Below are 25,865 nucleotides of genomic sequence, written 5' to 3'. Positions count from 1 at the left end.
CCCGCCGCCGTCGCCCGGCCTACGGTCGGTGACATGAGGGCTGTGGTGTACGAGGGGCCGCACGAGGTGGCCGTCAGCGAGGTCGACGACCCCCGGATCGAGGATCCGAACGACGTGGTCGTCCAGGTCACGACGACCGCGATCTGCGGTTCGGACCTGCACATGTACGAGGGACGGACGGCCGCCGAACCGGGCATCGTGTTCGGCCACGAGAACATGGGCGTGATCGTCGAGACCGGGCCGGGCGTGACGAGCCTGCGCGTGGGCGACCGGGTCTCGATGCCGTTCAACGTGGCGTGCGGGTTCTGCCGCAACTGCCGGGAGCAGCGCACCGGTTTCTGCCTGACGGTGAACCCGGGCTTCGCCGGCGGCGCGTACGGCTACGTGTCGATGGGGCCGTACCGGGGTGGGCAGGCGGAGTACCTGCGGGTGCCGTTCGCCGACTTCAACTGCCTGAGGCTGCCGCCGGGCATCGAGCACGAGAACGACTACGCGATGCTCGCCGACATCTTCCCGACCGGCTACCACGGGGTGGCGATGACCGGGCTGCGGCCGGGCGAGAACCTGACGGTGATGGGCGGCGGGCCGGTCGGGCTGATGGCCGCGTACTCGGCGGTGCTGATCGGGGCGTCCGAGGTGTTCGTGGTGGACCGGGTGCCGGACCGGCTGCGGCTGGCCGAGTCGATCGGCGCCACCCCGATCGACTTCAGCGCGGGCGACCCGGTCGAGCAGATCCGCGACCGGACCGACGGGATGGGGACCGATCACGGCGTGGACGCGGTGGGATACCAGGCGTCCGCGCCCGGCGGCGAGGAGCAGCCGGCGCTGGTGCTGAACACGCTCGTGGAGGTGGTGCGCGCGACCGGGGCGATCGGCGTGGTCGGGCTCTACCTCTCGGCGGACCCGGGCGCCCCGGACGAGCACTCCGCCCGGGGTGAGCTGCTGTTCAAGGTGGGCAAGCTGTTCGAGAAGGGCCTGCGGATCGGCACCGGGCAGGCGAACGTGAAGACCTACAACGCGTACCTGCGGAACCTGATCACGGCGGGGCGGGCGACGCCGAGCTTCGTGGTGAGCAAGGAGCTGCCGCTGGACGCGGCGCCGGAGGCGTACCAGCGCTTCGACCGCCGCGAACCGGGCTACTCGAAGGTCGTGCTCAAGCCGGCCGCCTGACGAGCCGTCGTACGGTGGCCGGGTGCGCCCGGACCGAATGTTCGGGCGGCTGCCGGGTAGCGCACCCGGGAGGACGGCGGAGGGACGGCGATGAAGGCGATCGTGTACGAGCGCAGCGGGGACGCCTCGGTGCTCCAGGTGGTCGAGCGGCCGGTGCCGGAACCCGGACCGGGCGAGGTGCTGGTCCGGATGGCCGTGTCGGGGGTGAACCCGACCGACTGGAAGGCCCGCCAGACGTGGCCGCTGCCGGCCGGCTGGCAGATCCCGCACCAGGACGGCGCCGGAGTGGTCGAGGCGGTCGGCGAGGGCGTGGACCGGACGCTCATCGGTGAGCGGGTCTGGGTGTGGGAGGCGGCGTGGCAGCGGCCGTGGGGCACCGCCGCGGAGTACACGCTGGTCCCGGTCCGGCACGCGGTGCCGCTCGGTCCGGCCTCGTTCGACCTGGGCGCGGCGCTCGGCATCCCGTTCATGACCGCGCACCGCTGCCTGACGGCCGGCGAGTTCATGCCGGACAAGCTGCACGCCGGCGCGTTGAGCGACCACGTGGTGCTGGTGCAGGGCGGCGCGGGTGCGGTGGGCAACGCGGCGATCCAGCTCGCCCGGTGGGCCGACGCGTGCGTGATCACCACAGTGAGCAGCCCGGAGAAGGCGCAGCTCGCGGCGGCGGCAGGCGCCAGCTTCGTGATCGACTATCGCGAGCAGGACGTGGTCGAGGAGGTCCGCAAGGTCGCGCCCGACGGGGTCCACACGATCGTCGAGGTGTCCGCCGCCCGCAACGCCGCCGCCGACGTACGGATGCTGCGCACCGGCGGGGCGGTCTGCGTGTACGCCGACGACGGCGGTGGCGAGGTGACGTTGCCGATCCGGCCGCTGATGGGCCCGAACGCCCGCTGGCAGTTCGTGCTGATCTACACCGCGCCGAAGGTGGCGAAGGCGCAGGCGGTCACGGACATCGCGGCGGCGGTGGCGCAGGGCGCGATCCGGGTCGGCGAGGAGGCGGGGCTGCCGCTGCACCGGTATCCGCTGGCGGAGGCCGCCGCCGCACAGCAGGCGGTGCAGGACGGCGTGGTGGGCAAGGTGCTGGTGAGCACCGCCGACGAGTAGGCGACCGGATTTCCCCGACAGCCGGACAGACGCGAACAAGTTTCGCAACAATGACGGTGCGGGTCACCCCGTAACGGACGGGCGGCCCCGGCGCGGTGCGAACGCCGGGGCCGCCCTCTGGGAGGAATGTCCGTTGGGAACGCGTCCTACCCGTGTAGGCGACGGTACGCCGCGAAACGTTACGACGCGGTCAGTTCCCGCACGTCGAGCCCGCCGTCGGCGTACCGCGAGCGCACCACCTTCTTGTCGAACTTGCCGACGCTCGTCTTCGGCACCGCGTCGATGAACGCCCAGCGCTCCGGCAACTGCCAGCGGGCCACCGAGCCGGCGAGGAAGTCCCGCAGCTCCTCCGCGGTCACCGAGGCGCCCTCGCGGACCACCACGGTGGCCAGCGGCCGTTCGTCCCACCGCTCGTCCGGTACGCCCACCACGCACGCCTCCAGCACCGCCGGGTGGGCCATCAGGGCGTTCTCCAGCTCGACCGAGGAGATCCACTCCCCGCCCGACTTGATCACGTCCTTGGCGCGGTCGGTGAGCGTGATGTAGCCGTCCGGCGAGAGCGTGCCGACGTCACCGGTCCGCAGCCAGCCGTCCCGGAACTTCTCCTCCTCCGGGGCGTCGTCGCCGATGTACCGCGCGGTCACCCACGGCCCGCGTACCTCCAGCTCGCCCACCGACGTCCCGTCGGCGGGCAGCGGCTCGCCCAGCGGGCCGACGATCCGCGCGGTCACGCCCGCCGGGACGCGGCCCTGCGTGTAGCGGTAGCGCCAGGCGTCGTCGCCGGTGGCGCCGGCCGGCGCCCGGGAGACCGAGCCCAGCGGCGACATCTCGGTCATGCCCCAGGCGTGGATCACGTCGATGCCGTACCGGTCGTGGAACGCGTGCATCAGCGCCGGCGGGCAGGCCGACCCGCCCACGATGACCTCCTTCAGCGAGGAGAGATCCACCTCGTGCGCGTCCAGGTAGGCCAGCAGGTCGGTCCAGATGGTCGGCACCGCCCCGGCGAGCGTGGGGCGCTCGGCGGCGATCATCGCGGCGATCGGCTCGGCCTGGAGGAACCGGTCCGGCATGATCAGCGAGGCGCCAGAGAGGAACGCCGCGTACGGCAGGCCCCACGACATCGCGTGGAACATCGGCACGATCGCCAGTTCCCGGTCGTTCGGGCCGAGCCCGAAGCCCTCCGGCATGCAGACCTGGAGCGAGTGCAGGTAGATCGAGCGGTGCGAGTACGCGACCCCCTTGGGGTTGCCGGTGGTCCCCGAGGTGTAGCAGAGGGCGGCGGCGTCGCGCTCGTCCACCTCCGGCCAGTCGAAGTGGTCCGGGCGGCCGGCCAGCAGCGCGTCCCAGTGGTGCACCGTGATCCGGTCACCGGCCGCGGCCAGCAGCGGAGCCGGATCACCACCGCCGACCACCACCACGTGCGCGACGCCTGTCATCTCGCCGATCACCCGGGCGAGCAGCGGGATGAGCGTGCTGTCGACGAGCACCACCCGGTCCTGCGCGTGGTTGGCGATGTAGGCGACCTGGTCGGGGAAGAGGCGGATGTTGAGCGTGTGCAGCACCGCGCCCATGCTCGGGACGGCGAAGTAGGCCACCAGGTGCTCGTTGTTGTTCCACATGAACGTGCCGACCCGCTCGTCGCCGGTCACCCCGCACTCGTCGCGCAGGGCGTGGGCCAGCCGGGCGGCCGCGCGGCCGACCTGCGCGTACGTCATCCGGCGGGGCTCGGCGCCGGTCCAGGTGACGACCTCCGCCGCACCGTGCACGGTGGAGCCGTGTTCGAGGATCCGGGCGACCTGGAGAGGGGCATCCATCATCGTGCTACGCATGGGTAACAACGTAGTGGCGGCGGTCACATCTGCGGAACCCCCCGGAATCACCGAGGTGATCACGGATGATGCGTAGATTGTCCGGGTGAGCATCTCGTGGGCCGACTCGTACGTGGGACAACTCCGTGCCCTGGCCGGTGACCGCACCCTGATGTTCGTCGGCGCCCGCGCCGTGGTGCGCGACAACGCCGCCCGGGTGCTGCTGATCCAGCGTTCCGACAACGGCCAGTGGGCCCTGCCGGCCGGCGCCATGGAACTCGGCGAGTCGATCGCCGACTGCGCGGTCCGGGAGGTCCGGGAGGAGACCGGGCTGCGGGCGCTGCGGGTCAGCGCGTTCGCGCTCTACACCGGCCCGGACCGCACCCACACCAACATGTACGGCCACACGTACCAGGTCTTCACCACGGCGTTCCGGGTCGACGAGTGGGACGGCGAACTGGCCCGGTTCACCGACGAGACCACCGACTCGGGCTTCTTCCACCCGGCCGGCTTCCCGCACCCGCTGTCGTCGAGCGTGCACGAGACGCTCGCCGACCTCGACGTGTTCGAGCAGACCAACCGGCTGATCCTCAAGTAGCCGCCTGTCACAGCATCGTCTGCGACTTCGCCTCCATGTCGGCGGCGGCCTCGTTCTTCGACTCCTTCGTCAGCGGCTTGCCGCCGGGCGCCGGCGCCTTCCCGCCGAGCGGGTCGGCGCCGCCGGTGGCGCCCTGCGGGCCGGTGCCGCGCAACTGAAGGTTCGGCATGGCCAGCGTGACCAGTACGGCGATCACGGCGATCAGCCCGGTGGTCAGGAAGACCAGGTGCAGCGACTCGACGAACGCGGCCTGGACGGCGGCGCGTACCGGGGCGGGCAGCGCGAGGATCGCCGCCGGGTCGTTGATCGAGAAGTCCCCGCCGGCCGTCACCGCGGCCCGCTGCTCCGGCGGGAGCTGCGCCAGCGCTCCGGGCAGCCGCGCGGACATCTCGGCGGTGAGCCGGGACGACAGCACCGCGCCGAGGATGGCCACGCCGAACGAGCCGCCGAGCGACCGGAAGAACGTCGCGGACGAGGTGCCCGCGCCCAGGTCGCGGACGCTCACCGCGTTCTGCACGGCCAGGATCAGCGACTGCATGCACAGGCCCAGCCCGACGCCGATCACCACCATGTAGGCGAACGCGAGCCAGAGCGAGGTGCCCACCTGGAGCTGCTGGAACAGCAGCATGCCGGCCACCAGCACGGCCGCACCGGCCACCGGGAACCACTTGTACCTGCCGATCCGGCTCATCGCCCGGCCGGTGAGCACCGAGGTGACGATGACGCCGGCCATCATCGGCAGCATCAGCAGACCGCTGCGGGTCGGCGAGGCGCCCTTGACGATCTGGAGGTAGAGCGGGATGAAGATGATCGACCCGAACATCACCAGACCGAGCACGAAGCCCGCACCGTTGGCGAGCGCGAACGTGGCGCTGCGGAACAGCCGCAGCGGCAGGATCGGCTCCTTGGTCCGGGCCTCCTGGACGACGAACAGCACGCCCAGCACCGCGCCCGCGGCGAACAGCCCGACGATCACGCCGGAGCCCCAGGCGTACTCGGCGCCGCCCCAGCTCAGCGCCAGCAGCAGGCAGCTCACGCCGGCCACCAGCAGTGCCGCGCCGATCCAGTCGACTGTGTGCTCGCGACGCTCGAACGGCACCAGCCGCATCACGTGCCAGCAGACCACGATGGCGAGGATCGCCAGCGGCACGTTGATGTAGAAGATCCACCGCCAGTTGTTCTCCGCGAAGTAACCGCCGACCAGCGGTCCGGCCACCGACGACACGCCGAACACAGCGCCGAACAACCCCTGGTAGCGGCCACGCTCCCGGGGCGACACCACGTCCGAGATGATGGTGAACGCCAGCGTCATCAGGCCGCCCGCGCCCAGGCCCTGCACGCCCCGCGTGACGATCAGCTGGGTCATGTCCTGCGACAGCCCGGCCAGCAGCGAGCCGAGCAGGAACATCCCGATCGAGAACAGGAAGACCGGCCGGCGTCCGTACAGGTCGGCCATCTTGCCGTACAGCGGTGTCGAGGCGGTCGAGGCCAGCAGGTACGCGGTGACCACCCACGAGTAGTGGTTGATGCCGCCCAGCTCACCCACGATCGTCGGCAGCGCGGTGCCGACGATCGTCTGATCCAGCGCCGCCAGCAGCATGCCGGTCATCAGACCGAACATCAGCAGGCGGATCTGGCGGGCGGGCAGCGCGGGACGGGCGGCCTGGGCGGTCATCCCGCTTCCTATCCCACCGGGGGCGGATCATGCCCCCGGTGGGCGTACGAGTTTCATCGGGCGGCGTGCCGCCCCTCGGCGAACTCCTCGACGATCTTGGCGCAGAACGCCGGCAGGTCGTCCGGCTTGCGGCTGCTGACCAGCCCGTTGTCGGTGACGACCTCCTGGTCGACCCAGTTCGCGCCGGCGTTGGTGAGGTCGGTGCGCAGGCTCGGCCAGGAGGTGATGGTGCGGCCCCGCACCACGTCCGCCTCAACGAGCGTCCACGGGCCGTGGCAGATCACGCCGACCGGCTTGCCGGCGTCGAAGAACGCCTTGACGAACCGGACCGCCTCCGGGTCCGTCCGCAGGAAGTCGGGGTTCGCCACGCCACCGGGCAGGACCAGGCCGTCGTACGCCCCGGCGTCCGCCTCCTTGGTGGTGACGTCGACCTGGTACTGCTTGCCGTGGTCGAGGTGGTTGAAGGCCTGGATCGTGCCGGACTCGATGGAGACCAGTTCGACCTGGGCGCCGGCGTTCTCCACCGCCTCCCGGGGCTTGGTGTACTCGACCTCCTCGACGCCGTCGGCGGCCAGGAAGGCGATGCGCTTGCCCTGAAGTGTCGCTGCCATGCCGTTCTCTCCTCTCCGGGGTACGTCTGAGACGGTTCCCCCGTCCGATGCCGCGAAACCGGACGCATCGGGTGGCCCGCGTCGCACCAAGGTTTGGCCCGACAGCCCGGGGGGATCCGCAGCGGTATGGCAGGAGCAGCAGCGGAAGAGCGCCGGCTGGCCACCGTCGTGGCGAGCTGGCAGCAGCGTCCCGTGCTGGTCGTCGGGGACGCCATGCTGGACGAGTGGCGGTTCGCCGAGTCGGAGCGGCTCTGCCGCGAGGCGCCCGCGCCGGTCCTCACCCTGCGGCGGCGGATCTCCGCTGCGGGAGGCGCCGCCAACACGGCGGTGAACGTGGCAGCGCTCGGCGGCCGGGCCGCGCTGGTCGCCCCGGTCGGCGCCGACGTAGCCGGCGACGAGCTGCACGACTGCCTGGACCGGGCGGCGGTCTGGGACCGCACGGTGAGCCAGTCGGGCCGGCCCACGCCGGTCAAGCGGCGGATGCTCGCCGGCAACCAGATCCTGCTCCGCGAGGACTCCGGCGGACCGGAGGACGGGCTGGACGCCGACGGCGTGGCCCGCCTGCTGACCGCGCTGCACTGCGCCACCGAGGAGCTGCGGGCGGTGGCCGCCGGGCAGCCGCTCACGCTGGTGGTCTGCGACTACGGCCTGGGCGCGCTGCCGTCTGCGGTACGCGCCTGGCTGATCGCCAACCGCGACCGGTACGGCACCGTGGCGCTCGACGCGCACGACCTGGCCGACTGGCGCGGGCTGAACCCGACAGTGGTGACGCCGAGCTTCGCCGAGGCGACCCGGCTGCTGGCCCGCGCCGCCGCCGGGTTCGCGCACGCCGAGCGGGGCGCCGTCCCCAGCGGCGACGTGCACCTGAACCACCCGGCGGCGGCCGACGGCCCGTCCGAGCTGATGGTGGGCGCCGCGCCCGGCGGGTCCGGTGAGCGCGTACCCGGCAGCCCGCACCCGACGTCCGGCACGCCCGCAGCCGAGGCGCCCGCCGGACCGACCGGCGAACCGGTGCCGGGCGAGGAGCGGGTGGCGCTGACCGGCGACGGGCTGAGCGTCACCGGGACCGGCGTGACGGTGAGCGCGGCGGCCGGCGCCGGCGTGGACCGGGCGGTGCTGGCCGAGTCCCGCCTGCCCGAGCTGCGCGAACACACCGGTGCCGACGTGGTGGCTGTGACACTGGACACCGAGGGCGCGGTGGTCGGCGGCGCCGAGGGCGAGCCCCGGCGCAGCCACAGCACCCCGGTCCCGGCCAGCCACGCGGTGGGCGCCGGGGACGCGTACCTGGCGGCCATGACGCTGGCGCTCGCCGCCGACGCGGGCCTGCCCACCGCCGCCCAGCTCGCCCAGCTCGCCGCCACCATCACTGTGGCCGACACCGGCACCTGCGTGTGCCGTCGGCAGGATCTGCTGGCCGCGCTCGGCACCGGCGCGGACGAGGGCGGGCACCCGGCGCTGGTCGGCGCCGACGAGATGGCCGCCCTGGTGGACGAGCACCGGCAGGCCGGGCGGTCGGTGGTGTTCACCAACGGCTGCTTCGACGTGCTGCACCCGGGGCACGTCCGCTACCTGACCCAGGCCCGCGCGCTCGGCGACCTGCTGATCGTGGCGGTCAACTCGGACGGCAGCGTACGGCGGCTCAAGGGCCCGGACCGGCCCGTCAACCCGGTCGAGGACCGGATCGCCCTGCTGGCGGCGCTGGCCTGCGTCGACCACGTGGTGGTCTTCGAGGAGGACTCGCCGGCCCGGCTGATCGAGGCGGTCCGGCCCGACGTCTACGTCAAGGGCGGCGACTACCCGCCGGAGATGGTGCCGGAGGCGCCGCTGGTACGGCGGCTGGGCGGGCAGGTGCGCACGCTCGGGTACGTGCCGGACCGCTCCACCTCGGCGATCATCGACCGGATCCGCGCCCAGTCGCACAGCATGAGCGAACGCACCGAGCGAAGCGAGGGCCGTGAGGCCATGCCCGATTCGCACAGCCCCGCCGTGGGCGAGGGCAGGCCGGCGTGACCCGTCCGCTCGACCCGGGCACGCCCGAAATGTTCCGGCACCACCGGCGGCTCGACGTGCTGATCCCCACCCGCAACCGGCCCGCCGAACTGGCGGTCACGCTGTCCGGGCTGGCCGCCCAGGAGGGCGTACCCGGCTTCGGGGTGGTGGTCAGCGACCAGTCCGACGGCGACCCCGCGTACGCCCACCCGGCCGCCGCCACGATGGTGCGGGCGCTGCGGCACCGGGGACATCCGGTGCTGCTGACCCGGCGGCTGCCCCGGCGCGGCCTGGCCGAGCACCGGTCGTACCTGCTGGCCCAGTCGGCGGCCGACGCGGTGCTCTGCCTCGACGACGACGTGTGGCTGGAGCCGGGCACGCTGTCCCGGCTGGTCACGGCGCTCGCCGAGTTGGGCTGCGGGTTCGTCGGCAATGCGGTGCACGGCCTCTCCTACGCCGACGACGTCCGCCCGGAGACGCACCAGCACTACGAGGAGTGGACCGGGCCGCCGGTGCCGGAACGTATCCAGCCCGGCTCGCCGGAGTGGCACCGGGCGTCCATCCACCCGGCGGCGAACCTGCTGCACGTCACCGAGAAGCTGGACCTGGCGGCGGACGAGTGGCGGGCGTACAAGGTCTCCTGGATCGGCGGGTGCGTGCTCTACGACCGGGCCAAGCTTGTCGGGGCCGGCGGCTTCGACTTCTGGGAGCGGCTGCCCGAGCGGCACCAGGGCGAGGACGTCGCCGCCCAGCTCGCGGTGCTGGAGCGCCACGGCGGCGCGGGTGTGCTGCCCAGCGGGGCCTACCACCTGGAGTCGCCGACCACAGTCACCGAACGCGACGTGGAGGCGTGGGAGGTCGTGCTCAGCGAGTCGCCCGCCGAGGTGTGAGCAGCTCCCGGGCCGCCTCGACCACCTCGGCGACTGGTACGTCGGCCACGAACGACACCCGGTGCGGGCAGTCGCCGTCGCCCGGCCGGTGCGGGTAGATCCCGGGTGTGCAGTCGACGCCGCAGACCGGGCAGTGGGTGGTCCACGCGGCGATCGGGCGGTGCCGCCCGCGCAGCGGCGACGCCCCGTTGATCAGGTTGCCGACCCAGAACACGCCCACTGTCGGCGCTCCCACGGCGGCGGCCAGGTGCAGCGGGCCGGTGTCGTTGGAGACCACCAGGGCACAGTCCGCGTACGCGGCGGCCAGCGCGCCCAGGCTGAGCGTGCCGACCTGGGGACGCACCGGCACCCCCGCCGCCGCCACCACCGCGTCGACCGTCTCCTGCTCGGCGGGGGTGCCGGTGACCAGCACCTCGTACCCGTCTCGGGTCAGCTCGCGGGCGACCTCGGCGAAGCGTTCCGGCGGCCAGCGCCGCCGCGTGTCGGTGGCGCCCGGGTGCAGCGCGACCCGGGGCCGGGTGGGTTCGCCGAGCACGTCGGCGGCCTCCGCCCGGTCGGCGGCGGTGACCGCGAGTGACGGGGTGATCGTGGTGGCGGGCGCTCCGACCAGAGCGGCCACCTCCAGGTAGCGGATCACCTCGTGCTGGTAGTAGACGTAGCGCAGCCACCGGTCCAGCGGCGGCGCGCCCTCGGCCCGCAGACCGGCGGTGACCCGGGCGCCCAGCCCGGCCACGAACGGGTTCGAGTTGCCGCCGCCGCCGTGCACCTGCAAGGCCAGGTCGAACCGTTCGGCGCGGGCGGCGGCCAGGAACACCGGAACGTCACCCGGCGACTCGCCGGGCCCCGGGTCGCGGATGCCGGGCGCCGCCGGCACCACCAGCACCCGGTCCACCGGGCCGGGCCGGTCGCGCCAGAGCGCCGCGTGCCACGGCGCGCCGAGCAGCACGATCTCCGCCGACGGGTACGCGGACCGCAACGCGTCCAGCGCCGGCAGCACGAAGATGAAGTCACCGAGCGCGTTGGCGCGCAGCACGGCGATCCGTTCGACGTCAGGGACGCGCTCGCCGACCGGGCCGAGCGCAGACGGCTCCAGGTCGCGGCGCGGCGGCAGACGCGCCGCGCTGGAGTCGTCCGACGGGCTGGTCACGCGGCCCCTACGGCCTGTCGATCTCGTCGAGCGCGGTGTCCGGGTGGTGCAGCTCCCGGTCCGCGGCCGGGTCGGCGGGCATCGGCGTACGGTCGGCGCCCGGTCGCGGGCCGGTCCGGCCGACGGTGATGGTGCGCGGCGCGGGCCGGGACGCCCGGGGCAGGCGGACCCGGAGCAGGCCGTGGTCCATCACCGCGTCGATCCGGTCCGGGTCCACGCGGGACGGCAGGTCCACGCGGTACTCGAAGCCCCGGGTGGTGAACCCGCCCGGGATGCCGTGGTCGGCGTTCACCTCGGCCTCCGACCGGGCGCGTACGCACAGCTCCCGGTCGTCCAGCTCGACGGCGACCTCCTCCGGCGCCACGCCGGGAAGCCGGACGACTACCTCCCAGCCGTCGGCCGTCTCGGCCAGATCCACGTCCTGGCTGCCGGAGCGTCCGCCGACCAGCCGGCTCAGCTCGGAGCGCAGCGACTGGAGTTCGCCCATCGGATCCCAGCCCTGCTGGCGGCCACGCCAGCCTCGTCCGCTGCCCTGTTCCGTCATCGCGCGTCTCCGATCCGCTGTGTCGCCGGGGAGGGTCGCAGCGAGCTGGGCGCGTTGAGATCGTGCTCCGGGTCGACGCCGACACCGAGCCGGTCCACCAGTTCGCCGCCGAGCCACGCGCTCACGCCGAGGATCGCCAGGGCGACCACCTCGATGGCGACGAGCGCGCCCCCGGCCGCCCGGGAGTCGGCGTTGAGCCGGACCGCCCAGACCGCGGCGAACAGCAGGATGACCGCCACGTTGGCGGCGGCGTGGGTGACACCGACCCGCTTGGCGCGGGTGCCGGCCGGCAGGGCGAGCAGGTCGAACGCCCCGGCCGCCGCGGCCAGCAGGCCGCCGATCAGACCGATGGTGATGTTCCAGTACGCGACCTCGGCCAGGAAGCCGGGCCCGCCCACGGTGTCCACCACGTCGAAGATCACCGCGGTCACGAAGAGCGCCACCGGGAACATCACGAGCATCGGATGCACGGGATGGCCGAGCACCTTGAGCCGGCTCTCCATCTCGGCCTCCATCCGTCGCGTCCGGACGCACGCTGCGAACCGGTCCCTACCCGCCGGCTCCGGGGGCAAACCCGGCGCTCGACGCGTCTCCTAGGCTGACAGTGGCGGATCACGGCCCGCCACGGGCCGGAACCGTCGTCGAGGTCAACGGACGGGGGAGGAAGACGTGACGACCCGGGAGATCACCAGCGAGGCCGAACTACGCGAGCTGATCGGCACACCGATGCCGCGGGCGGCCGCGAAGGACCGCCGTACGCTGCACGAACGCGACCGGGAGTGGCTCGCCGCCTCACCGTTCTGCCTGATCGCCACCGCCGGCGCGGACGGCACCTGCGACGTCTCCCCCAAGGGCGACCCGCCCGGTTTCGCGCTGGTGCTCGACGACGCCACGGTCGCGATTCCGGAGCGGCCCGGCAACCGGCGGGCCGACGGCTACCGCAACATCCTGGCCAACCCGCACGTCGGGTTGATCTTCCTGATCCCCGGCCGCACCGACACGCTGCGGATCAACGGCCGGGCCCGGCTGATCTCCGACGCGCCGTGGTTCGCTGACATGGAGGTCAAGGGCCACCGGCCGGTGCTGGCCGTCGAGGTCGCGATCGAGCAGATCTTCTACCACTGCACGAAGGCCTTCCTGCGCTCCGAGCTGTGGCAGCAGGAGACCTGGCAGCCGGACGTGCTGCCGACGCGCGCCCGGCTGATCAAGGAGGTGGAGGCCCCGGCGGAGAGCCTGGCCGACCTGGAACGCCACTACGGCCCGGCCTACCTGGAGACGCTCTACCGCTGACCCCGTCGCCGGCGGCCGCCACCGGGCACGTACGCGAGGCTGAGCCAGAGCGGCCGACGCATGATCACGCCGCCGTTCCGGCCGGGCACCGCAACCCCGGCGAGCTACCCGGCCGGGGTGAAGCGCGCGGGTACGCCGACGTCGGACAGGGCACGGGCGAGGTGCGGCGCTGTCGTCTTCACGTACGCCGCGCCGATGTGCGAGCCACCCCGGTAGATGAGCACGTTGCCGAACACCACAGGGCACCTGTCGGTCGGGCAGACGGCGTCGAACAGGTCGATCATCTTGACCTTCGGCGCACCCGCGACCGCCTGCCGCTGCATCCGGTAGGCCGGGTCCTGGTCGTGCCGTTCCCTGTCGAACGCGCACCGGGACAGGCGCTTGCGGTTCTTGTCGGCGCACGTCACCGCCGGTCCGGGGCCGGGGTTGTTGGCGAGCACGACGACCTTCGTGCCCACGGCGTCGAGCTTCTTCCACGCGGACCGGACCCCGGCGACCATTGCCTCGACTGTCGGCTCCTCGGCCGCGCTGTCGAAGGCGCGCGCCGCGCCCTGCGAGGTGACCAGGTAGTCGGGCCGCTCCTCGACCAGTTTGCGCATCAGCGACCGGTTCCAGTCGATGCAGTCGGTGTAGAGCCTGCTCGGGTCGTCCGCCCGGACCGCGGGGGCGCTGGTGAACGGGCACGACGCCTTCGCGGCGATCAGGATCTTCCAGTCGTTCTGCTCGGCCAGCACCTGGAACGCGGGCAGCCACTGGTCCATCTTCGAGTCGCCGACGAGCGCGACGGTGGTGGCGGCGTTCGGGTTGCCGTACGTGCAGGACAGCACCTCGGCACCGTCGACCTGCTGGAAGCACTTGTCCCGGTTGGTGTCGGGCACGTCCATGAAGCCCTGCCGGATCTCCAGCGGATCCGGCGTGATCGTGTCGAACCGTTCCGGGACCGGACCGATCGGCGCGGTGCCGGGCGCTGTCGACAGCAACGCGGCGCCTGGGGCGTACCGGCCCTTCGTGGTGGTCGCGGCGGCGGCCCAGGCGCCCATCAGCACCAGGACCATGCCGGCGCAGATGCCGGCGAGCGTGAAGTTGCCGCCCAGGCTCAACGCGAGACGCGGCGACGTGGAGATCTTCCGCGAGTACCGCAGCGGGTTCTCGACCAGCCGGAAGGTGAGCCAGGCCGGGATCACCGAGGCGAGCGCCACCAGCAGGCCCTCGGTCAGCGACAGGTCACCGAAGTGGGCGGCGGCCACCACGAGCATCGGCCAGTGCCACAGGTACAGCGAGTACGACAGGTCACCGATCCACTGGAACGGACGCGTGCCGAGCACCATCACCGGCCCGCGGGGGCCCGCTGCCGCGCCGGCCGCGATCACCGCCGCCGCGCCGAGCGTGGGCAGCGCCGCCGCGTACCCGGGCCATGCGGTCTTTCCGCTGACCAGCAGTGCCGCCGCGACGATCGCGGCGAGGCCGAGCCATCCGAGGACCACAGCCACGGACCGGGGCATCCGCGCGGCGCGGACCGCCAGCAGCGCGATGGCGGCGCCGACCCCGAGCTCCCACAGCCGCGTGGTGGAGACGAAGAACGCCCGCTGCGGCGAGTCGGCCGTCTCGATGATCGACCAGACGAACGACGGCACCGCCAGCACCGCGAGACCGACCCACAGGGCCGGCCGTACGTCAGCCCGCCGGAGCCTGCGCGCGGCGAGGATGGCCAGCACGATCAGCAGCGGCCAGAGCAGGTAGAACTGCTCCTCCACGGCGAGCGACCAGAAGTGCTGGACCGGCGACGGCGCGACGTCCTCGGCCAGGTAGTCGACCGCGCGGTCGGCGAACCGCCAGTTCACGATGTAGGTCGCCGCGGCGGCGATGTCGCCGCCGACGACCTGCCACTCACCCCGGGGTACGAACAGCCGGACCGCGACGGCCGTGACCGCCAGCACCACGGTGGCGGCGGGCAGGATGCGCTTGGCCCGGCGCGCGTAGAAACCGGTGAGCGAGACCCGACCGCTGCGCTCGATCTCCGAGATGAGCTGCCCGGTGATGAGGAAGCCGGAGATCACGAAGAAGACGTCGACGCCGACGAAGCCACCGGGGATGAACGGCAACCCGGCGTGATAGAGCAGCACCAGTCCCACGGCGACGGCCCGGAGCCCGGCGACGTCGGCCCGGAACCGGCTCGGCGTCGCCTCCCTGCCCGGCTCGCGTCCGGTGGCCGTGCCGGCCGGCTCCTCGACCGGTGAACCCTCCCGATCGGCAACCTTCGTCAACGGCGGGGAAGTCATCGCGATCCTCAAACTCTGCGGGCTGGGGGCGAGGGAACGATAGCGGCTGGTCACCCGGCGGACAATCGCGCCGCGTCGCACGCCTCACCGCCGAGTGGCCGCCAACCCCGATGCGGTTGAATCGGCTGCGTGGCGAAGACCTTGACGATCACCACCCGCAACGCGAGCTTCCAGCAGTGGCAGGCGCTGCTGACCAACCGCACCAAGCGGCAGCGTTCCGGGGAGTTCCTGGTCCAGGGGGTACGCCCGATCACGGTGGCACTGGAACAGGGCTGGGAGATCAGTGCCCTCCTCTACCCGGACCGGCAGCCCCTGTCCCGCTGGTGCCGCGACCTGCTCGACCGCGCCGACGCCAGGCGGGTGGCCCTCGCGCCGGAGCTGATGCGGGAACTGAGCGGCAAGGAGGAGGAGTCGCCCGAGCTGCTGGCCGTCGTGGCGCAGCCCGCTGACGACCTGGCCCGCATCCCGGTCGGGCCGGCCATGCTCGTGGTGGTCTTCGACCGCCCCAAGACGCCGGGCAACATCGGCACGCTGATCCGCTCCGCTGACGCCTTCGGCGCCTCCGGCGTGATCATCACGGGCCACGCCGCCGACCCGTACGACCCGAAGGCGGTCCGGGCCACCACCGGGTCGCTGTTCGCCCTACCCGTGGTGCGCGTCGCCAGTCACCGCGACGTCCTGGACTGGGTCGCCGCGGTGCGCGCGGACGGACTTCCGCAGGTCCAGATCATCGGTACGGACGAGCACGGGGACGTGGACGTCGCCGAGCACGACCTGACCGGCCCCACTCTCCTGCTCATCGGCAACGAGACGCACGGGCTCAGCAAGGGCTGGCAGGAGGCCAGCGACCGGATGGTGCGCATCCCGATCGTGGGGGCGGCGAGTTCCCTGAACGCGGCGGCGGCCGGGACGGTGGCGCTGTACGAGGCGGCCCGGCAGCGCGCCGAGCGCCGGTAGGCGGGCGGAGTCGCATCCCGCCCGTCCGGTGGCTCACCGCCGCACGAGCACTTGACTGCGCGGCTTCGCCCACTCCGACGCCGACGTCCCAGCCCACGTCGGGATCGAGCGCCACGCCCAGCGCCGCGTCCACGGTCGCGCCGCCTCCTGCTTCCTCCACCAGCCCGGCGGCTCCCGTCGGCGGCGAGGGCGGTGGGCTGCCCGTGACCGGCGACGACACAGCGACCGTGGCCGGTATCGGCGTCTGCGGCATCGGCCGCTTCGATCCATGCCGGAGTCCTCGGGCCGGCCTCGGGAAACGGCGAAGCCCAGGCCGATGACCTGGGCTTCTGTACCGAGCCGCCTGACGGAATCGAACCGTCGACCTACGCATTACGAGTGCGTCGCTCTAGCCGACTGAGCTAAGGCGGCAACGACCGCCAAGTGTACGGCACGCCCGACCGGAAGCCGAACCGGATCCCCTCGCCTCGAACCCGGACACCCGACCACGTCCGCCCCGTTACGGGAGAGACTTCGCGCCCGGTCCGGACTACCCTGCGGCGGGTGACCGACGAACCGCCGCGACCACCGGCTCCCGAGGCGCATCCCGGCGAGCGTGCCACCCGCCGCCCCCGCAGCATCGACCCCCGGGAGCTGGGTTTCACCCCGCGCCGGCCGGTGCCCTGGCTCGCGCCACTGCTCCTGATCAGCACCGGCCTGCGTACGTTGCTCGCCATGCTGTTCGGGGCGTACCTGGACAAGCGCGAGTTGCAGAACGCGTTCGGTGACGGCACGTTCCGGCAGGTCGGACCGGACGGCGGGCTCTGGCTGGACTACGTGGCCGACCTGGGTGACGGCTTCGACGCCACGTACTCGGTGGCGTACCTGCTCGCCCAGCCGGAGCTGACAGTGGACGGGCACACCCTTCCCCGCGCGCAGACGCTGGTGATGGGCGGCGACCAGGTCTATCCGGCGGCGGGCTACGAGGCGTACGAGGACCGCTGCAAGGGCCCGTACCAGTCGGCGCTGCCTGTCGCCCCGCCGGAGCAGCCGACGCTGTTCGCGGTGCCTGGCAACCACGACTGGTACGACGGGCTGACCGCGTTCCTGCGCCTGTTCGTGCGTACCCGGGATCGGCACTTCGCCGGCTGGGGCACCGGCCAGTCCCGCTCGTACTTCGCCGTCGAGCTGCCGGCCGGCTGGTGGCTGCTCGGCCTCGACGACCAGTCCGGCTCGTACCTGGACGACCCGCAGCTCACCTACTTCGATGAGGTGGCCCGCAAGCTCACCCCGGAGTCCAAGGTGATCCTGGCGGTGCCGGCGCCGACGTGGGTCAAGGCCGTCGACCACCCCAACGCGTACGACTCGATCGACTACTTCATCCGTACCCTCGTCGCGCCGACCGGCGCTCAGGTGCGGGTGCTGGTCTCCGGCGACCTGCACCACTACGCCCGCTATGCCGGGCCGGACCGGCAGCTCGTCACGTGCGGCGGTGGCGGCGCCTACCTCTACCCCACGCACCGGCTGCCGGAGAAGCTGGAGGTGCCGCCGCGTGACACGCTGACCCGGCGGGCCAGCAACACCCGGGAGTACGACCTGGCTGCGCGCTATCCGGACAAGGCGCGCTCCCGCCGGTACGGCTGGGGGATCTTCGCCCGGCTGCCGTTCCGCAACCCGGGCTTCACCACGCTGCTCGGCACCCTGCACACGCTGCTGATGCTGGCCATGGCCGGGGTGGCGGTGCAGCAGGTGGGCACCACCGAGCAGCGCCTGTTCAGCGTGCCGCTGGCGATCATGCTGGGGGCGGCGATGATGGGCGCGGTGTTCTTCGCCAAGCCACCCACGGCGGGCGGGAAACGGCACGCCCGGCACTGGATCCTCGGGGTGGCGCACGGGCTGGCCCAGGTGGCGCTCGCCGCCGGCGGCACGTGGGTCTGGTTGCAACTGCCGTTCTACGACTGGCCGTGGCCGATGCCGGCGGTCGCCGCGGCGGTGCTCTACGGGCCGGTGAGCGGGCTGGTGGCCAGCCAGCTCGTGGCGCTCTATCTGCTGGTGGCGGGCGCGTTCGGGGTGAATCTGAACGAGTTGTTCGCGGCGCAGGGCATCGAGGACTCGAAGGTGTTCCTGCGGTTCCGGATCGACCCGGACGGCACGTTGACGATCTACCCGATCGCCGTCGACAAGGTGTCCCACGACTGGCAGTTGAACCAGGACCAGTCCCCCACCGCCTCCTGGCTGACCCCGAAGACCCACCTGACCCCCCGCCTGGCCGAGCCCCCCGTCGTCATCCGCTGACCCCGCACCGGCCCCCACCCCCACCCCACCCCGTCGACCATGAAGTTAGCGGCGAAGTCGATCACTATTTCGACCGTCAACTTCATGATCGACGGGGTGGGGGCGGGCGGGACAGGGAGGAGGGTGGGAGGAGGGAGGGGGAGGGGTCAGCGCTGGTCGTGGGCCTGCCTCGGGCCGCACACCGACGCGCGGGAGCACATCGAACGGGAGCCGTCGGCGTCCAGGCGGACCGTCACCGCGTCGCGCGGGACACTGTGGCCGACCACCTTGCCCTCGCCCTGCGGCGTGGACACCCGGCTGCCGACCGCCGGGGCCGACTCCTGGAATTTCTGATACAGCGGATGTTCGTACTTCAGGCAGCACATCAGCCGCCCGCACGCCCCGGAGATGCGCAACGGGTTGAGCGGCAGGTCCTGGTCCTTCGCCATCCGGATGGTCACCGGCTCGAAGTCGGTCAGGAACGTGGCGCAGCACAGGTCACGCCCGCAGGAGCCGATGCCGCCCTGCACGCGGGCGGAGTCACGGGCGGAGAGCTGCCGCAGCTCGACCCGGCAGTGCAGCGTGGCGCCCAGGTCGCGAACCAGCGAGCGGAAGTCGACGCGGTGCGGCGCGGTGAAGTAGATGGTGGTGCGGTCGCTGCCGTTCTCCGGCGTGGCCAGGACGTGGTCGACGGCGACCACCTTCATCGGCAGGCCGTGTTCGCGGATCAGCCGCTTGGCGGCGACCTTCGCCTCGGCCTTGCGCCGGCGCAGCATCTCGTCGCGGCGCAGGTCTTCGTCGCCGGCGATCCCGGCCAGCTTCGGGAAGCTGTCGGTGTCCTCGCTGACCCACTGCGCGGCCCAGACGCACTCGGCCACCTCGGGCCCCTCGTCGGTGGGCACCAGCACCCGGTCGCCCACCTGCGGGCGCAGCTCACCCGGGTCGAGGTAGTAGAGGCGCCCGTACCGGTTGAAGCTGACCGCGCAGAGCATGCCCATACGCCACACCCTACGCGGATCGACGCCCGCCGCACGGCGCACCTGTCGCCGCCCGGTCACCCACCGCAGCGATCATCATCGTCGGCCCGGCCGAACCGGCCCCATCGCCTCGCCCGGATGGCTGAATCTCAGTGGGGCCCCTGACAAACACCGCCCGGCGCGTTGAGTGAAGGCATACCTGCGGGGGGTGCAGGGGAAGGCCACGGCGTCGCCGCCGTCACCCGGCCACGGCCGGACCGGCGCGCGACGCCGTGGACCGTCAGTAGCCGATCCGGGTGGTGCCGCCGTAGTGCGGGGCGGTGGTGGCGCGGTCCCGCCACTGTGTCTCGGCCAGGCTCGGCCCCCACTGGCGCAGCAGCGTCTCGGCACCGTCGTAGGCCACCCCGAGCACACCCAGGACCCTCGTCGCGATCTCGGCCGCGGCCGACGCCCCGGCCCGTCCCGCCTCGGCGCCGGGCCGCGTCGCCGCGTGCACGGCGACCGCCTCGGCCGAGCCCAGCACCTCGGCCAGCGCCCGGGCCAGCGCGGCCCGGCTGCCCTCCACCCAGCCGGCCAGCGCGTCGGCGTAGCCCGCCGTCGACTCCAGCCGCCCCACCAGGCTGTCCGGCCCCTCGTCCAGGTGCCGCAGCAGGGCGGCACGTGCCTCGTCGTACGCCGACGCGGCGGCACCGGACCAGGCGACCTGGTCGGCCAGCAGCGCGCAGGTGTCGTCGTACCCCCGGACGAGCCGGCGCACCGCGTGGCCGGCGCCGGTCAGCGGCGCGGGATGCAGGTCGAGGAACTCGCGCACGGCCGCGCCGGGAAGCACCTGCATGCGGCGCAGCAGCGGCCACAGCCGGTGCCCCTCGGGCGCGCCGGCGGCCAGCAGCGTGTCGACGCGGGCGAGCAGGTCGAGCCCCGGCTCGGCGAGACGGTCGAGCGCGTCCATCAGGCCTCCCGGGCCAGCCGCCGGGCGACCGCGTCGTCGGCGGCGGCGTAGCGGTCGGCGGCGCTGCGCAGCGCCGCCGCTGCGGCTGCGAGCCGGACGGCGGCGGCCTGCGCCTCGCGCGCCCGGTCGGCTGTGGCGAGCGTCCACTGGCGGTGCAGCGCGCGGCCCACCTCGCCGGGGCGGCCGGCGGTGTGCGCGCCGAACGCGGGATGCGGCGGGTCGGTGGCGGTCACCGTGCGGGAGAGGGTGGCGAGGGTCGCGCCGGCCTCGTCGAGACGGACGGCCAGGGTACGCAGCGTCTCCATGTCAGGCCCCCGCCAGCGGCCGGTAGGCCGCGAACGTCTCGTTGTGCAGCTTCTCCCGCGCCCACTGGGCCGCGTCGGCGGCGGCCGTCACAGCCGCCTGCACCGAACCGGCCACGTCGCGCGGGCTGCGGTGGTGCAGTGGGCCGAGGAAACGCACGTCGGTGATGCGTCCGCCGGCGGTCACCACCACCTCGACGAGCCCGTCGGGTGAGCGGACGGTGACCTCGACCGTCGCGACCGCCTGGTCGAACTCGGCCTGCAGGTTCTCGATCCGGCGGTAGCGCCGCACCGCCTCCTCGATCCAGGCCTCGTCGATCTCGCCCCGCGGCATCGGCGGACTCCTCCCGGCCGGTCGGCCCGACCCTCACTGAGCGTGCCGCCTCGGTCACCGCGGCATCACCGGACCGTACCGCACGCCAATCGCGCGTGTCGATGCCCTGTGGACAGTGCGGAAGGGCCCGGCTCAGCCGCGCCAGAGGGCCAGCATCATCGCCTCCACGGCGATCCGCGGCTTGACGTTGGCCTCGATCGCCGCGCGGCACTCCAGCACCGCCTCCAGGCGTCGCAGCGAGCCCTCGGCGTCCCACTTCTGCGCGCCCGCACCGGCGAGCGGCGCGGTGTCGGTGTGCACCGGGGCGACCGGCGCCCGCCACGCCATGGTGAGCGCGTCCCGGTAGAACCCGGCCAGGTCGACCAAGGCGCGGTCGAGCGCGTCCCGCTGGGCGCGGGTGGCCCGCGACTTCTGCCGCTTCTCCAGATCCTTGAGCTGGCCGGCCGCGCCGCGCATGGCACCGGCCGCGCCCCGGCCGGTGCCGCCCGCGCCGAGCGCGGTCTGCAACGCCGTACGCTCCGCCTCGTCGATCTCCGCGACGGACGCGGCGGCCTCCGCCTCGGCGGCCTCGATGAGCGCCGAGGCCGCGTCGAACGCCGCGCCCACGCCGGTCAGCCGACGCGGTACGGCCAGCACCGCGTCACGCCGCTGCCGGGCCTCCGGGTCGCGGGCCAGCCGCCGGGCCCGGCCCACGTGCCCCTGCGCCGCCGCGGCGGCCCACTCGGCCACGTCCGGCGCGACGCCGTCGCGGCGGACCAGCACCTCGGCCACCGCTGCGGGCGGCGGCTGCCGCAGGGGTACGACGCGGCAGCGCGACCGGATGGTCACGGAGATGTCGTCCGGGTGGGTGGACGGGGCGCAGAGCAGGAAGACGGTACGCGGCGGCGGCTCCTCGATCGCCTTGAGCAGCGCGTTGCCGGCGGCCTCGGTGAGCCGGTCGGCGTCCTCGATGATCACGATCTGCCACCGGCCGCCGGAGGGCGCGCTGGCCGCCCGCAGCACCAGCGCGCGCATCTCGTTGACGCCGATGGACAGGCCCTCGGGCACCACGAGGCGGACGTCCGCGTGGGTGCCGGCGAGCGTGGTGTGGCAGCCGGGACAGGTGCCGCAGCCGGTGCCGTGCACGCACTCCAGCGCGGCGGCGAAGGCGCGGGCGGCCACCGAGCGGCCCGATCCGGGCGGCCCGGTGAAGATCCAGGCGTGGGTCATGCCGGCGCCCGGGCCGGCGGGCGTGGCCGGCGCCGGGTCGCCGTCGTGCTCCTCGGCGAGCGCGTCGAGGTCGTCGTGCCCGCCCGCGGGGGACGACACCGGCGCGCGCAGCAGGGCGGCGGCCGAGGCGGCGGCCCGCCGCAGCGTGGCCACCGCCTCGTCCTGCCCGACCAGATCGCCGAAGACGTCGGTCATCGTCGGGGTTGCTCCATCGTCACCAGCTCCGCGTCGGATAACTCGGGCTGGACCGAGGTGTCCGGGCCCTGCGCCGGACGGGGGTGCACGATGCCGGCCGGATCGGTGAGCAGCTCGCCCACCCGGCGGGCGACCGCCTCGGCGGTCTCGTCGATCGGGCGGGACGCGTCGAGCACCAGGTATCGCTTCGGGTCACCGGCGGCCAGGTCGAGGAAGGCGTACCGGACCCGCTCGTGGAACGTCAGCGACTCGGCCTCCAGCCGGTCGGTGCCCTCGGCGCGGTCCTCGACCCGGCTCAGGCCGGTACGCGGCTCGACGTCGAGCAGCACCACCAGGTCGGGCTTGAGGCCACCGGTGGCCCAGGAGGAGAGCCAGGAGACCTCGTCCACCGGCAGCGTCCGACCGGCGCCCTGGTAGGCGAGCGACGAGTCGACGTACCGGTCGCTGATCACCACAGCGCCGCGCACGAGCGCCGGGCGGACGACGGTGGCCACGTGGTGCGCCCGGTCGGCGGCGTAGAGCAGCGCCTCGGCGCGCGGCGACGGCGCCTCGCCGGGCGTGGTGCCGAGCACCAGGGAGCGGATCCGCTCGCCGACCGGCGTGGCACCCGGCTCGCGGGTGACCACCACGTCGCGGCCCTGCGCGCGCAGCCGCTCGGCCAGCGCGGCGAGCTGGGTGGACTTGCCGGCGCCCTCGCCGCCCTCGAAGACCACGAACAGGCCGCTGGAGACGAACGGCTCGGCCGGCATCAGCGGGCGGCCCCGGATCGAGCCCCACAGGTCGGCGAGGACCGGTACGCCCTTCTTGTCGTCCATCTGGCCGAACGCGCTGATCCCGGCGATGATGCCGGCCGCGCCCGCGGCGAGCAGCAGCAGCCGCGTGGAGGAGATGGAGATGCCCAGGTCGGCGATGGTGAGCTGACGGGAGCCGCCGACACCGACCAGGAGGCTGCTGAGCGCGATCGCCAGGATCAGCACCAGCCGGGTGCCGATCTGCACCACCGCGAAGACCCGGCCGCGTACCTCGTCGGCGACCTCGCCGCCGAGCAGCGTGGTGCCGGCCAGGAACGCCATGCCGGCGCCCGCGCCGACCAGGATCGCGCCGAGGATGGCCATGGACAGGTGGATGGCGAACGCGAGCACCAGCACCGAGGCGCTGGCGAGCACGATGCTCATGCCGAACCAGCGGCGGCGGGACATGTCCCGCACGATCATCGGCCCGAGGCCGATGCCGAGCGCCAGGCCGACGAAGATCGCGCCGAAGAGCAGCGAGAACGCGGCGTCACCGGCGCCGAGCGAGTTGGCGAAGAACTTGCCCGTGCCGACCACGATGCCGCCGCCGGCGAACGCGCCGAAGATGCCCAGCACCAGGCCACGGACGAGTGGGGTCTGGCCGATGTATTTCCAGCCCTCGGAGAACTGCCGGAACATGCTCTGCTCGGTGCGCGCCGCCTCGGCGCGCTGGGCGTGGCTGATCTCCTTGATCCCGAGCGCCACCACGAGCGCGGTGGCCAGCCGGGACAAGGCGTTGAACCAGAGCGCGAGCTGGGCCGGCTCGGCCCAGTTCGGCAGGTCGCCGCCGACCGCGCTGGGCAGGCCGCGGGTCAGCACGGCCAGGGCGACGGCCGCGGCCACCGGCGTGAGGCCGTACGTGGTGATCAGCGTGAGCTGGTTCGCCGCCTCCAGCCGGGTACGCGGGATGAGGTTGGGGACCGCCGCCTCCTTGGCCGGGATCCACATCAACGTGATCGACTCGATCAGGAAGGTGGCGATCAGCGCCCAGCCGACCACCAGCCCGCCCGCGGCGCCGGTGAGCGCGTACAGCGGGATCGAGGCGAACAGCACGAAGCGCAGCAGGTCGCAGATGACCATGGTCCACCGGCGGTCGAACCGGTCGGCGAACACACCAGCCACCGGGCCGAGCACCAGCGCCGGGAGCAGCCGGATCGCGGTCACACCGCCGAACGCGGCGCCCTGGGCAGTGCTGCCGGAGACCTGGGACGCGGCGAACAGCGCGGTGGCGAGCAGGCCGAGCCAGTCGCCGAAGGAGGCGGCGCTGAGGACGATCCACAGCCTGCGGAACGGCCGGATGCGCAGCACCGACCGGATGGCGGCGACGCCGGAGTGGTCGGCGGCTGTCCCGGGCGACGACACGCCGGGCGACTCGCCGTTGTTCTGGCTTTCGATGGCCGTACCTCCACGTGCCGGCCCAGGTCTGGGCATCCCCGGTGGAACACTCTAGTCGCGCAGGAAGGGTCGTCCCCCGCGACATTCGCCTGCTCGCCGAGCCTAGGCCGCCGGGACCACCGCCCGCAGCCCGGACAGACGCGAGGGTATTTCGCATTGCCGTCCAGACAGTTAGCGTGCAGACGTGGCCATCGACCGTGACAAGACTCGCGATCGTCTCGACCGGGCGACCGCTCACCTCGACCCGCCGTACGCAGTCGTCGACCTCACCGCGTTCGACGCCAACGCCGAGGCCCTGGCCGGCCGGTCCGGCGGCAAGCCGCTGCGCGTGGCGAGCAAGTCGGTACGGGTCCGCGAGCTGCTGACCCGGGCGCTCAAGCGGCCCGGATGGCACGGCGTGATGGCCTTCACGCTGCCCGAGGCGCTCTGGCTGGTCCGCTCCGGGGTCAGCGACGACGTGCTCGTGGCGTACCCGACGGCCCACCGGGGCGGCCTCACCGACCTGGCCGCCGACCCGGCGCTCGCCGACGCGGTGACACTGATGATCGACGACACCGCGCAGCTCGACCTGATCGACCGGGTGTGCCCGCCCGCGCGCCGCCCCGCGTTGCGGATCTGCCTCGACCTGGACGCCTCCTGGCGCCCGCTGGGCGGCCGGGTGCACGTCGGCGTGCGCCGCTCCCCGGTACACAGCGCGACGGCGGCCGGCGCGCTCGCCGCCGCCGTCGCCGGCCGGCCGGGCTTCCGGCTGGTCGGCCTGATGTCGTACGAGGCACAGATCGCCGGCCTCGGCGACGCGCCACCCGGACAGGCGATGCTCGGCTCGGCGATCCGGGTCGCGCAGCGCGGGTCGTACCGGGAACTGCTGGCCCGCCGCTCGGCCGCGGTCGGCGCCGTCCGCGAGCACGCCGACCTGGAGTTCGTCAACGGCGGCGGCACCGGCAGCGTGGCCGCCACCAGCGCGGACCCCGCGGTCACCGAGGTCACCGCGGGCTCCGGCCTGTACGGGCCGACGCTGTTCGACGCGTACCGTGCCTGGCAGCCGACCCCGGCGGCGTTCTTCGCCTGCGCGGTGGTCCGCCGCCCGGCGCCCGGGCTGGCGACGGTGCTCGGCGGCGGCTGGATCGCCTCCGGCCCGGCGGCGGACAACCGGCTGCCGCGGCCGTGGCTGCCGGAAGGGTTGAAGCTGCTCGGCGCGGAGGGCGCCGGCGAGGTGCAGACGCCGCTGGCCGGGAAGTCCGCTGACGGCCTGCGCGTCGGCGACCGGGTGTGGTTCCGTCACGCCAAGGCGGGCGAGCTGTGCGAGCACGTCAACGAGGTGCACCTGGTCGAGGGGGACGCGGTGGTCGCCACCGTGCCGACCTACCGGGGCGAGGGGCACGCCTTCCTCTGAGCCGC

General features: G+C 73.4%; 22 protein-coding genes and 1 tRNA gene. 9 read left to right on the top strand and 14 right to left on the bottom strand.

The features are described 5' to 3' along the window. Nucleotides 1–33: 33 nt before the first annotated feature. Nucleotides 34–1,170, top strand: a complete 1,137-nt coding sequence (locus O7622_RS06600; RefSeq protein ID WP_282312372.1) for a glutathione-independent formaldehyde dehydrogenase — start codon at nt 34–36, stop codon at nt 1,168–1,170. A 90-nt stretch (nt 1,171–1,260) separates the two neighbouring features. Next, nucleotides 1,261–2,274, top strand: coding sequence for an NADPH:quinone reductase (locus O7622_RS06595; protein WP_282312371.1), 1,014 nt, complete (start codon nt 1,261–1,263; stop codon nt 2,272–2,274). 179 nt (nt 2,275–2,453) lie between these two features. On the opposite strand, the gene O7622_RS06590 is transcribed toward O7622_RS06595, so the two are convergent. Further along, entirely contained in the window at nt 2,454–4,088 is a 1,635-nt protein-coding gene (locus tag O7622_RS06590) for a fatty acid--CoA ligase (RefSeq protein ID WP_282314058.1), read from the bottom strand. Between the two features lie 100 nt (nt 4,089–4,188). Here O7622_RS06590 and O7622_RS06585 point away from each other — a divergent pair, with 100 nt between their 5' ends. After that, nucleotides 4,189–4,680 carry an NUDIX domain-containing protein gene (locus O7622_RS06585; protein WP_282312370.1) on the top strand — a complete coding sequence of 164 codons (492 nt, stop codon included), beginning with the start codon at nt 4,189–4,191 and terminating at the stop codon, nt 4,678–4,680. 7 nt (nt 4,681–4,687) lie between these two features. Here the strand turns inward: O7622_RS06585 and O7622_RS06580 are convergent, their stop codons facing one another. After that, nucleotides 4,688–6,355: an MDR family MFS transporter gene (locus O7622_RS06580; RefSeq protein WP_282312369.1), complete on the bottom strand. Its 1,668-nt coding sequence runs from the start codon at nt 6,353–6,355 to the stop codon at nt 4,688–4,690. 53 nt (nt 6,356–6,408) lie between these two features. After that, nucleotides 6,409–6,966, bottom strand: a complete 558-nt coding sequence (locus O7622_RS06575; RefSeq protein WP_120572023.1) for a type 1 glutamine amidotransferase domain-containing protein — start codon at nt 6,964–6,966, stop codon at nt 6,409–6,411. Between the two features lie 126 nt (nt 6,967–7,092). Between O7622_RS06575 and rfaE2 the strand changes: the two genes are divergently transcribed. Both rfaE2 and O7622_RS06565 read left to right on the top strand, forming a co-directional pair. After that, complete coding sequence (gene rfaE2 / locus O7622_RS06570) at nt 7,093–8,976, top strand: D-glycero-beta-D-manno-heptose 1-phosphate adenylyltransferase (protein WP_282312368.1); 1,884 nt, start codon at nt 7,093–7,095, stop codon at nt 8,974–8,976. Then, the gene (locus tag O7622_RS06565; protein WP_282312367.1) at nt 8,973–9,845 is read left to right on the top strand and encodes a glycosyltransferase family A protein; all 873 of its coding nucleotides are present in this window, start codon (nt 8,973–8,975) and stop codon (nt 9,843–9,845) included. The genes rfaE2 and O7622_RS06565 overlap by 4 nt, the downstream gene beginning before the upstream one ends. Here the strand turns inward: O7622_RS06565 and O7622_RS06560 are convergent. From O7622_RS06560 to O7622_RS06550, 3 genes are all read right to left on the bottom strand, one after another. Beyond that, complete coding sequence (locus O7622_RS06560) at nt 9,820–10,938, bottom strand: glycosyltransferase family 9 protein (protein WP_282314057.1); 1,119 nt, start codon at nt 10,936–10,938, stop codon at nt 9,820–9,822. The two genes, O7622_RS06565 and O7622_RS06560, sit on opposite strands and share 26 nt — an antisense overlap. Before the next feature lie 61 nt (nt 10,939–10,999). Continuing rightward, nucleotides 11,000–11,536 (bottom strand): Hsp20/alpha crystallin family protein, encoded by a 537-nt coding sequence (locus O7622_RS06555; protein ID WP_282312365.1) that lies wholly within the window; start codon nt 11,534–11,536, stop codon nt 11,000–11,002. Beyond that, on the bottom strand, nt 11,533–12,039 hold the full coding sequence (locus O7622_RS06550; RefSeq protein ID WP_282312364.1) for a DUF2231 domain-containing protein: 507 nt from the start codon (nt 12,037–12,039) through the stop codon (nt 11,533–11,535). Before O7622_RS06550 ends, O7622_RS06555 begins: the two co-directional genes overlap by 4 nt. A 166-nt stretch (nt 12,040–12,205) precedes the next feature. On the opposite strand from O7622_RS06550, the gene O7622_RS06545 reads away from it, so the two are divergent. Beyond that, nucleotides 12,206–12,826 (top strand): pyridoxamine 5'-phosphate oxidase family protein, encoded by a 621-nt coding sequence (locus O7622_RS06545; protein ID WP_282312363.1) that lies wholly within the window; start codon nt 12,206–12,208, stop codon nt 12,824–12,826. A gap of 104 nt (nt 12,827–12,930) precedes the next feature. On the opposite strand, the gene O7622_RS06540 is transcribed toward O7622_RS06545, so the two are convergent. Next, entirely contained in the window at nt 12,931–15,105 is a 2,175-nt protein-coding gene (locus O7622_RS06540; RefSeq protein ID WP_282312362.1) for an acyltransferase family protein, read from the bottom strand. A 129-nt stretch (nt 15,106–15,234) separates the two neighbouring features. Here O7622_RS06540 and O7622_RS06535 point away from each other — a divergent pair, with 129 nt between their 5' ends. Further along, a complete protein-coding gene (locus O7622_RS06535; RefSeq protein WP_282312361.1) occupies nt 15,235–16,062 on the top strand; it encodes a TrmH family RNA methyltransferase in 828 nt (275 codons plus the stop codon). A gap of 337 nt (nt 16,063–16,399) precedes the next feature. Here the strand turns inward: O7622_RS06535 and O7622_RS06525 are convergent. Beyond that, nucleotides 16,400–16,473 (bottom strand) — tRNA-Thr (locus O7622_RS06525). Nucleotides 16,474–16,605: 132 nt separating this feature from the next. Between O7622_RS06525 and O7622_RS06520 the strand changes: the two genes are divergently transcribed. Continuing rightward, the gene (locus O7622_RS06520; RefSeq protein WP_282312360.1) at nt 16,606–18,336 is read left to right on the top strand and encodes a metallophosphoesterase; all 1,731 of its coding nucleotides are present in this window, start codon (nt 16,606–16,608) and stop codon (nt 18,334–18,336) included. 146 nt (nt 18,337–18,482) lie between these two features. Here O7622_RS06520 and ricT read toward each other — a convergent pair whose 3' ends face one another. From ricT to tmk, 6 genes are all read right to left on the bottom strand, one after another. Further along, on the bottom strand, nt 18,483–19,313 hold the full coding sequence (gene ricT, locus O7622_RS06515; protein ID WP_282312359.1) for a regulatory iron-sulfur-containing complex subunit RicT: 831 nt from the start codon (nt 19,311–19,313) through the stop codon (nt 18,483–18,485). 259 nt (nt 19,314–19,572) lie between these two features. Further along, nucleotides 19,573–20,241: a hypothetical protein gene (locus O7622_RS06510; protein ID WP_282312358.1), complete on the bottom strand. Its 669-nt coding sequence runs from the start codon at nt 20,239–20,241 to the stop codon at nt 19,573–19,575. Next, nucleotides 20,241–20,546 (bottom strand): hypothetical protein, encoded by a 306-nt coding sequence (locus O7622_RS06505; protein ID WP_282312357.1) that lies wholly within the window; start codon nt 20,544–20,546, stop codon nt 20,241–20,243. Before O7622_RS06505 ends, O7622_RS06510 begins: the two co-directional genes overlap by 1 nt. Nucleotide 20,547: 1 nt before the next feature. After that, entirely contained in the window at nt 20,548–20,877 is a 330-nt protein-coding gene (locus O7622_RS06500) for a YbaB/EbfC family nucleoid-associated protein (RefSeq protein ID WP_013473591.1), read from the bottom strand. Nucleotides 20,878–21,009: 132 nt separating this feature from the next. Next, on the bottom strand, nt 21,010–22,281 hold the full coding sequence (locus O7622_RS06495; RefSeq protein WP_282312355.1) for a DNA polymerase III subunit delta': 1,272 nt from the start codon (nt 22,279–22,281) through the stop codon (nt 21,010–21,012). Next, nucleotides 22,278–24,434, bottom strand: a complete 2,157-nt coding sequence (tmk, locus tag O7622_RS06490; RefSeq protein WP_282312352.1) for a dTMP kinase — start codon at nt 24,432–24,434, stop codon at nt 22,278–22,280. The genes O7622_RS06495 and tmk overlap by 4 nt, the downstream gene beginning before the upstream one ends. A 217-nt stretch (nt 24,435–24,651) precedes the next feature. Here tmk and O7622_RS06485 point away from each other — a divergent pair, with 217 nt between their 5' ends. After that, nucleotides 24,652–25,860: an amino acid deaminase/aldolase gene (locus O7622_RS06485; RefSeq protein ID WP_282312350.1), complete on the top strand. Its 1,209-nt coding sequence runs from the start codon at nt 24,652–24,654 to the stop codon at nt 25,858–25,860. Nucleotides 25,861–25,865 lie beyond the last annotated feature (5 nt).

This window comes from Micromonospora sp. WMMD1076 (assembly GCF_029581475.1).
Taxonomy (GTDB): domain Bacteria; phylum Actinomycetota; class Actinomycetes; order Mycobacteriales; family Micromonosporaceae; genus Micromonospora; species Micromonospora aurantiaca.
This window is presented reverse-complemented; position numbering and strand designations above follow the sequence as displayed.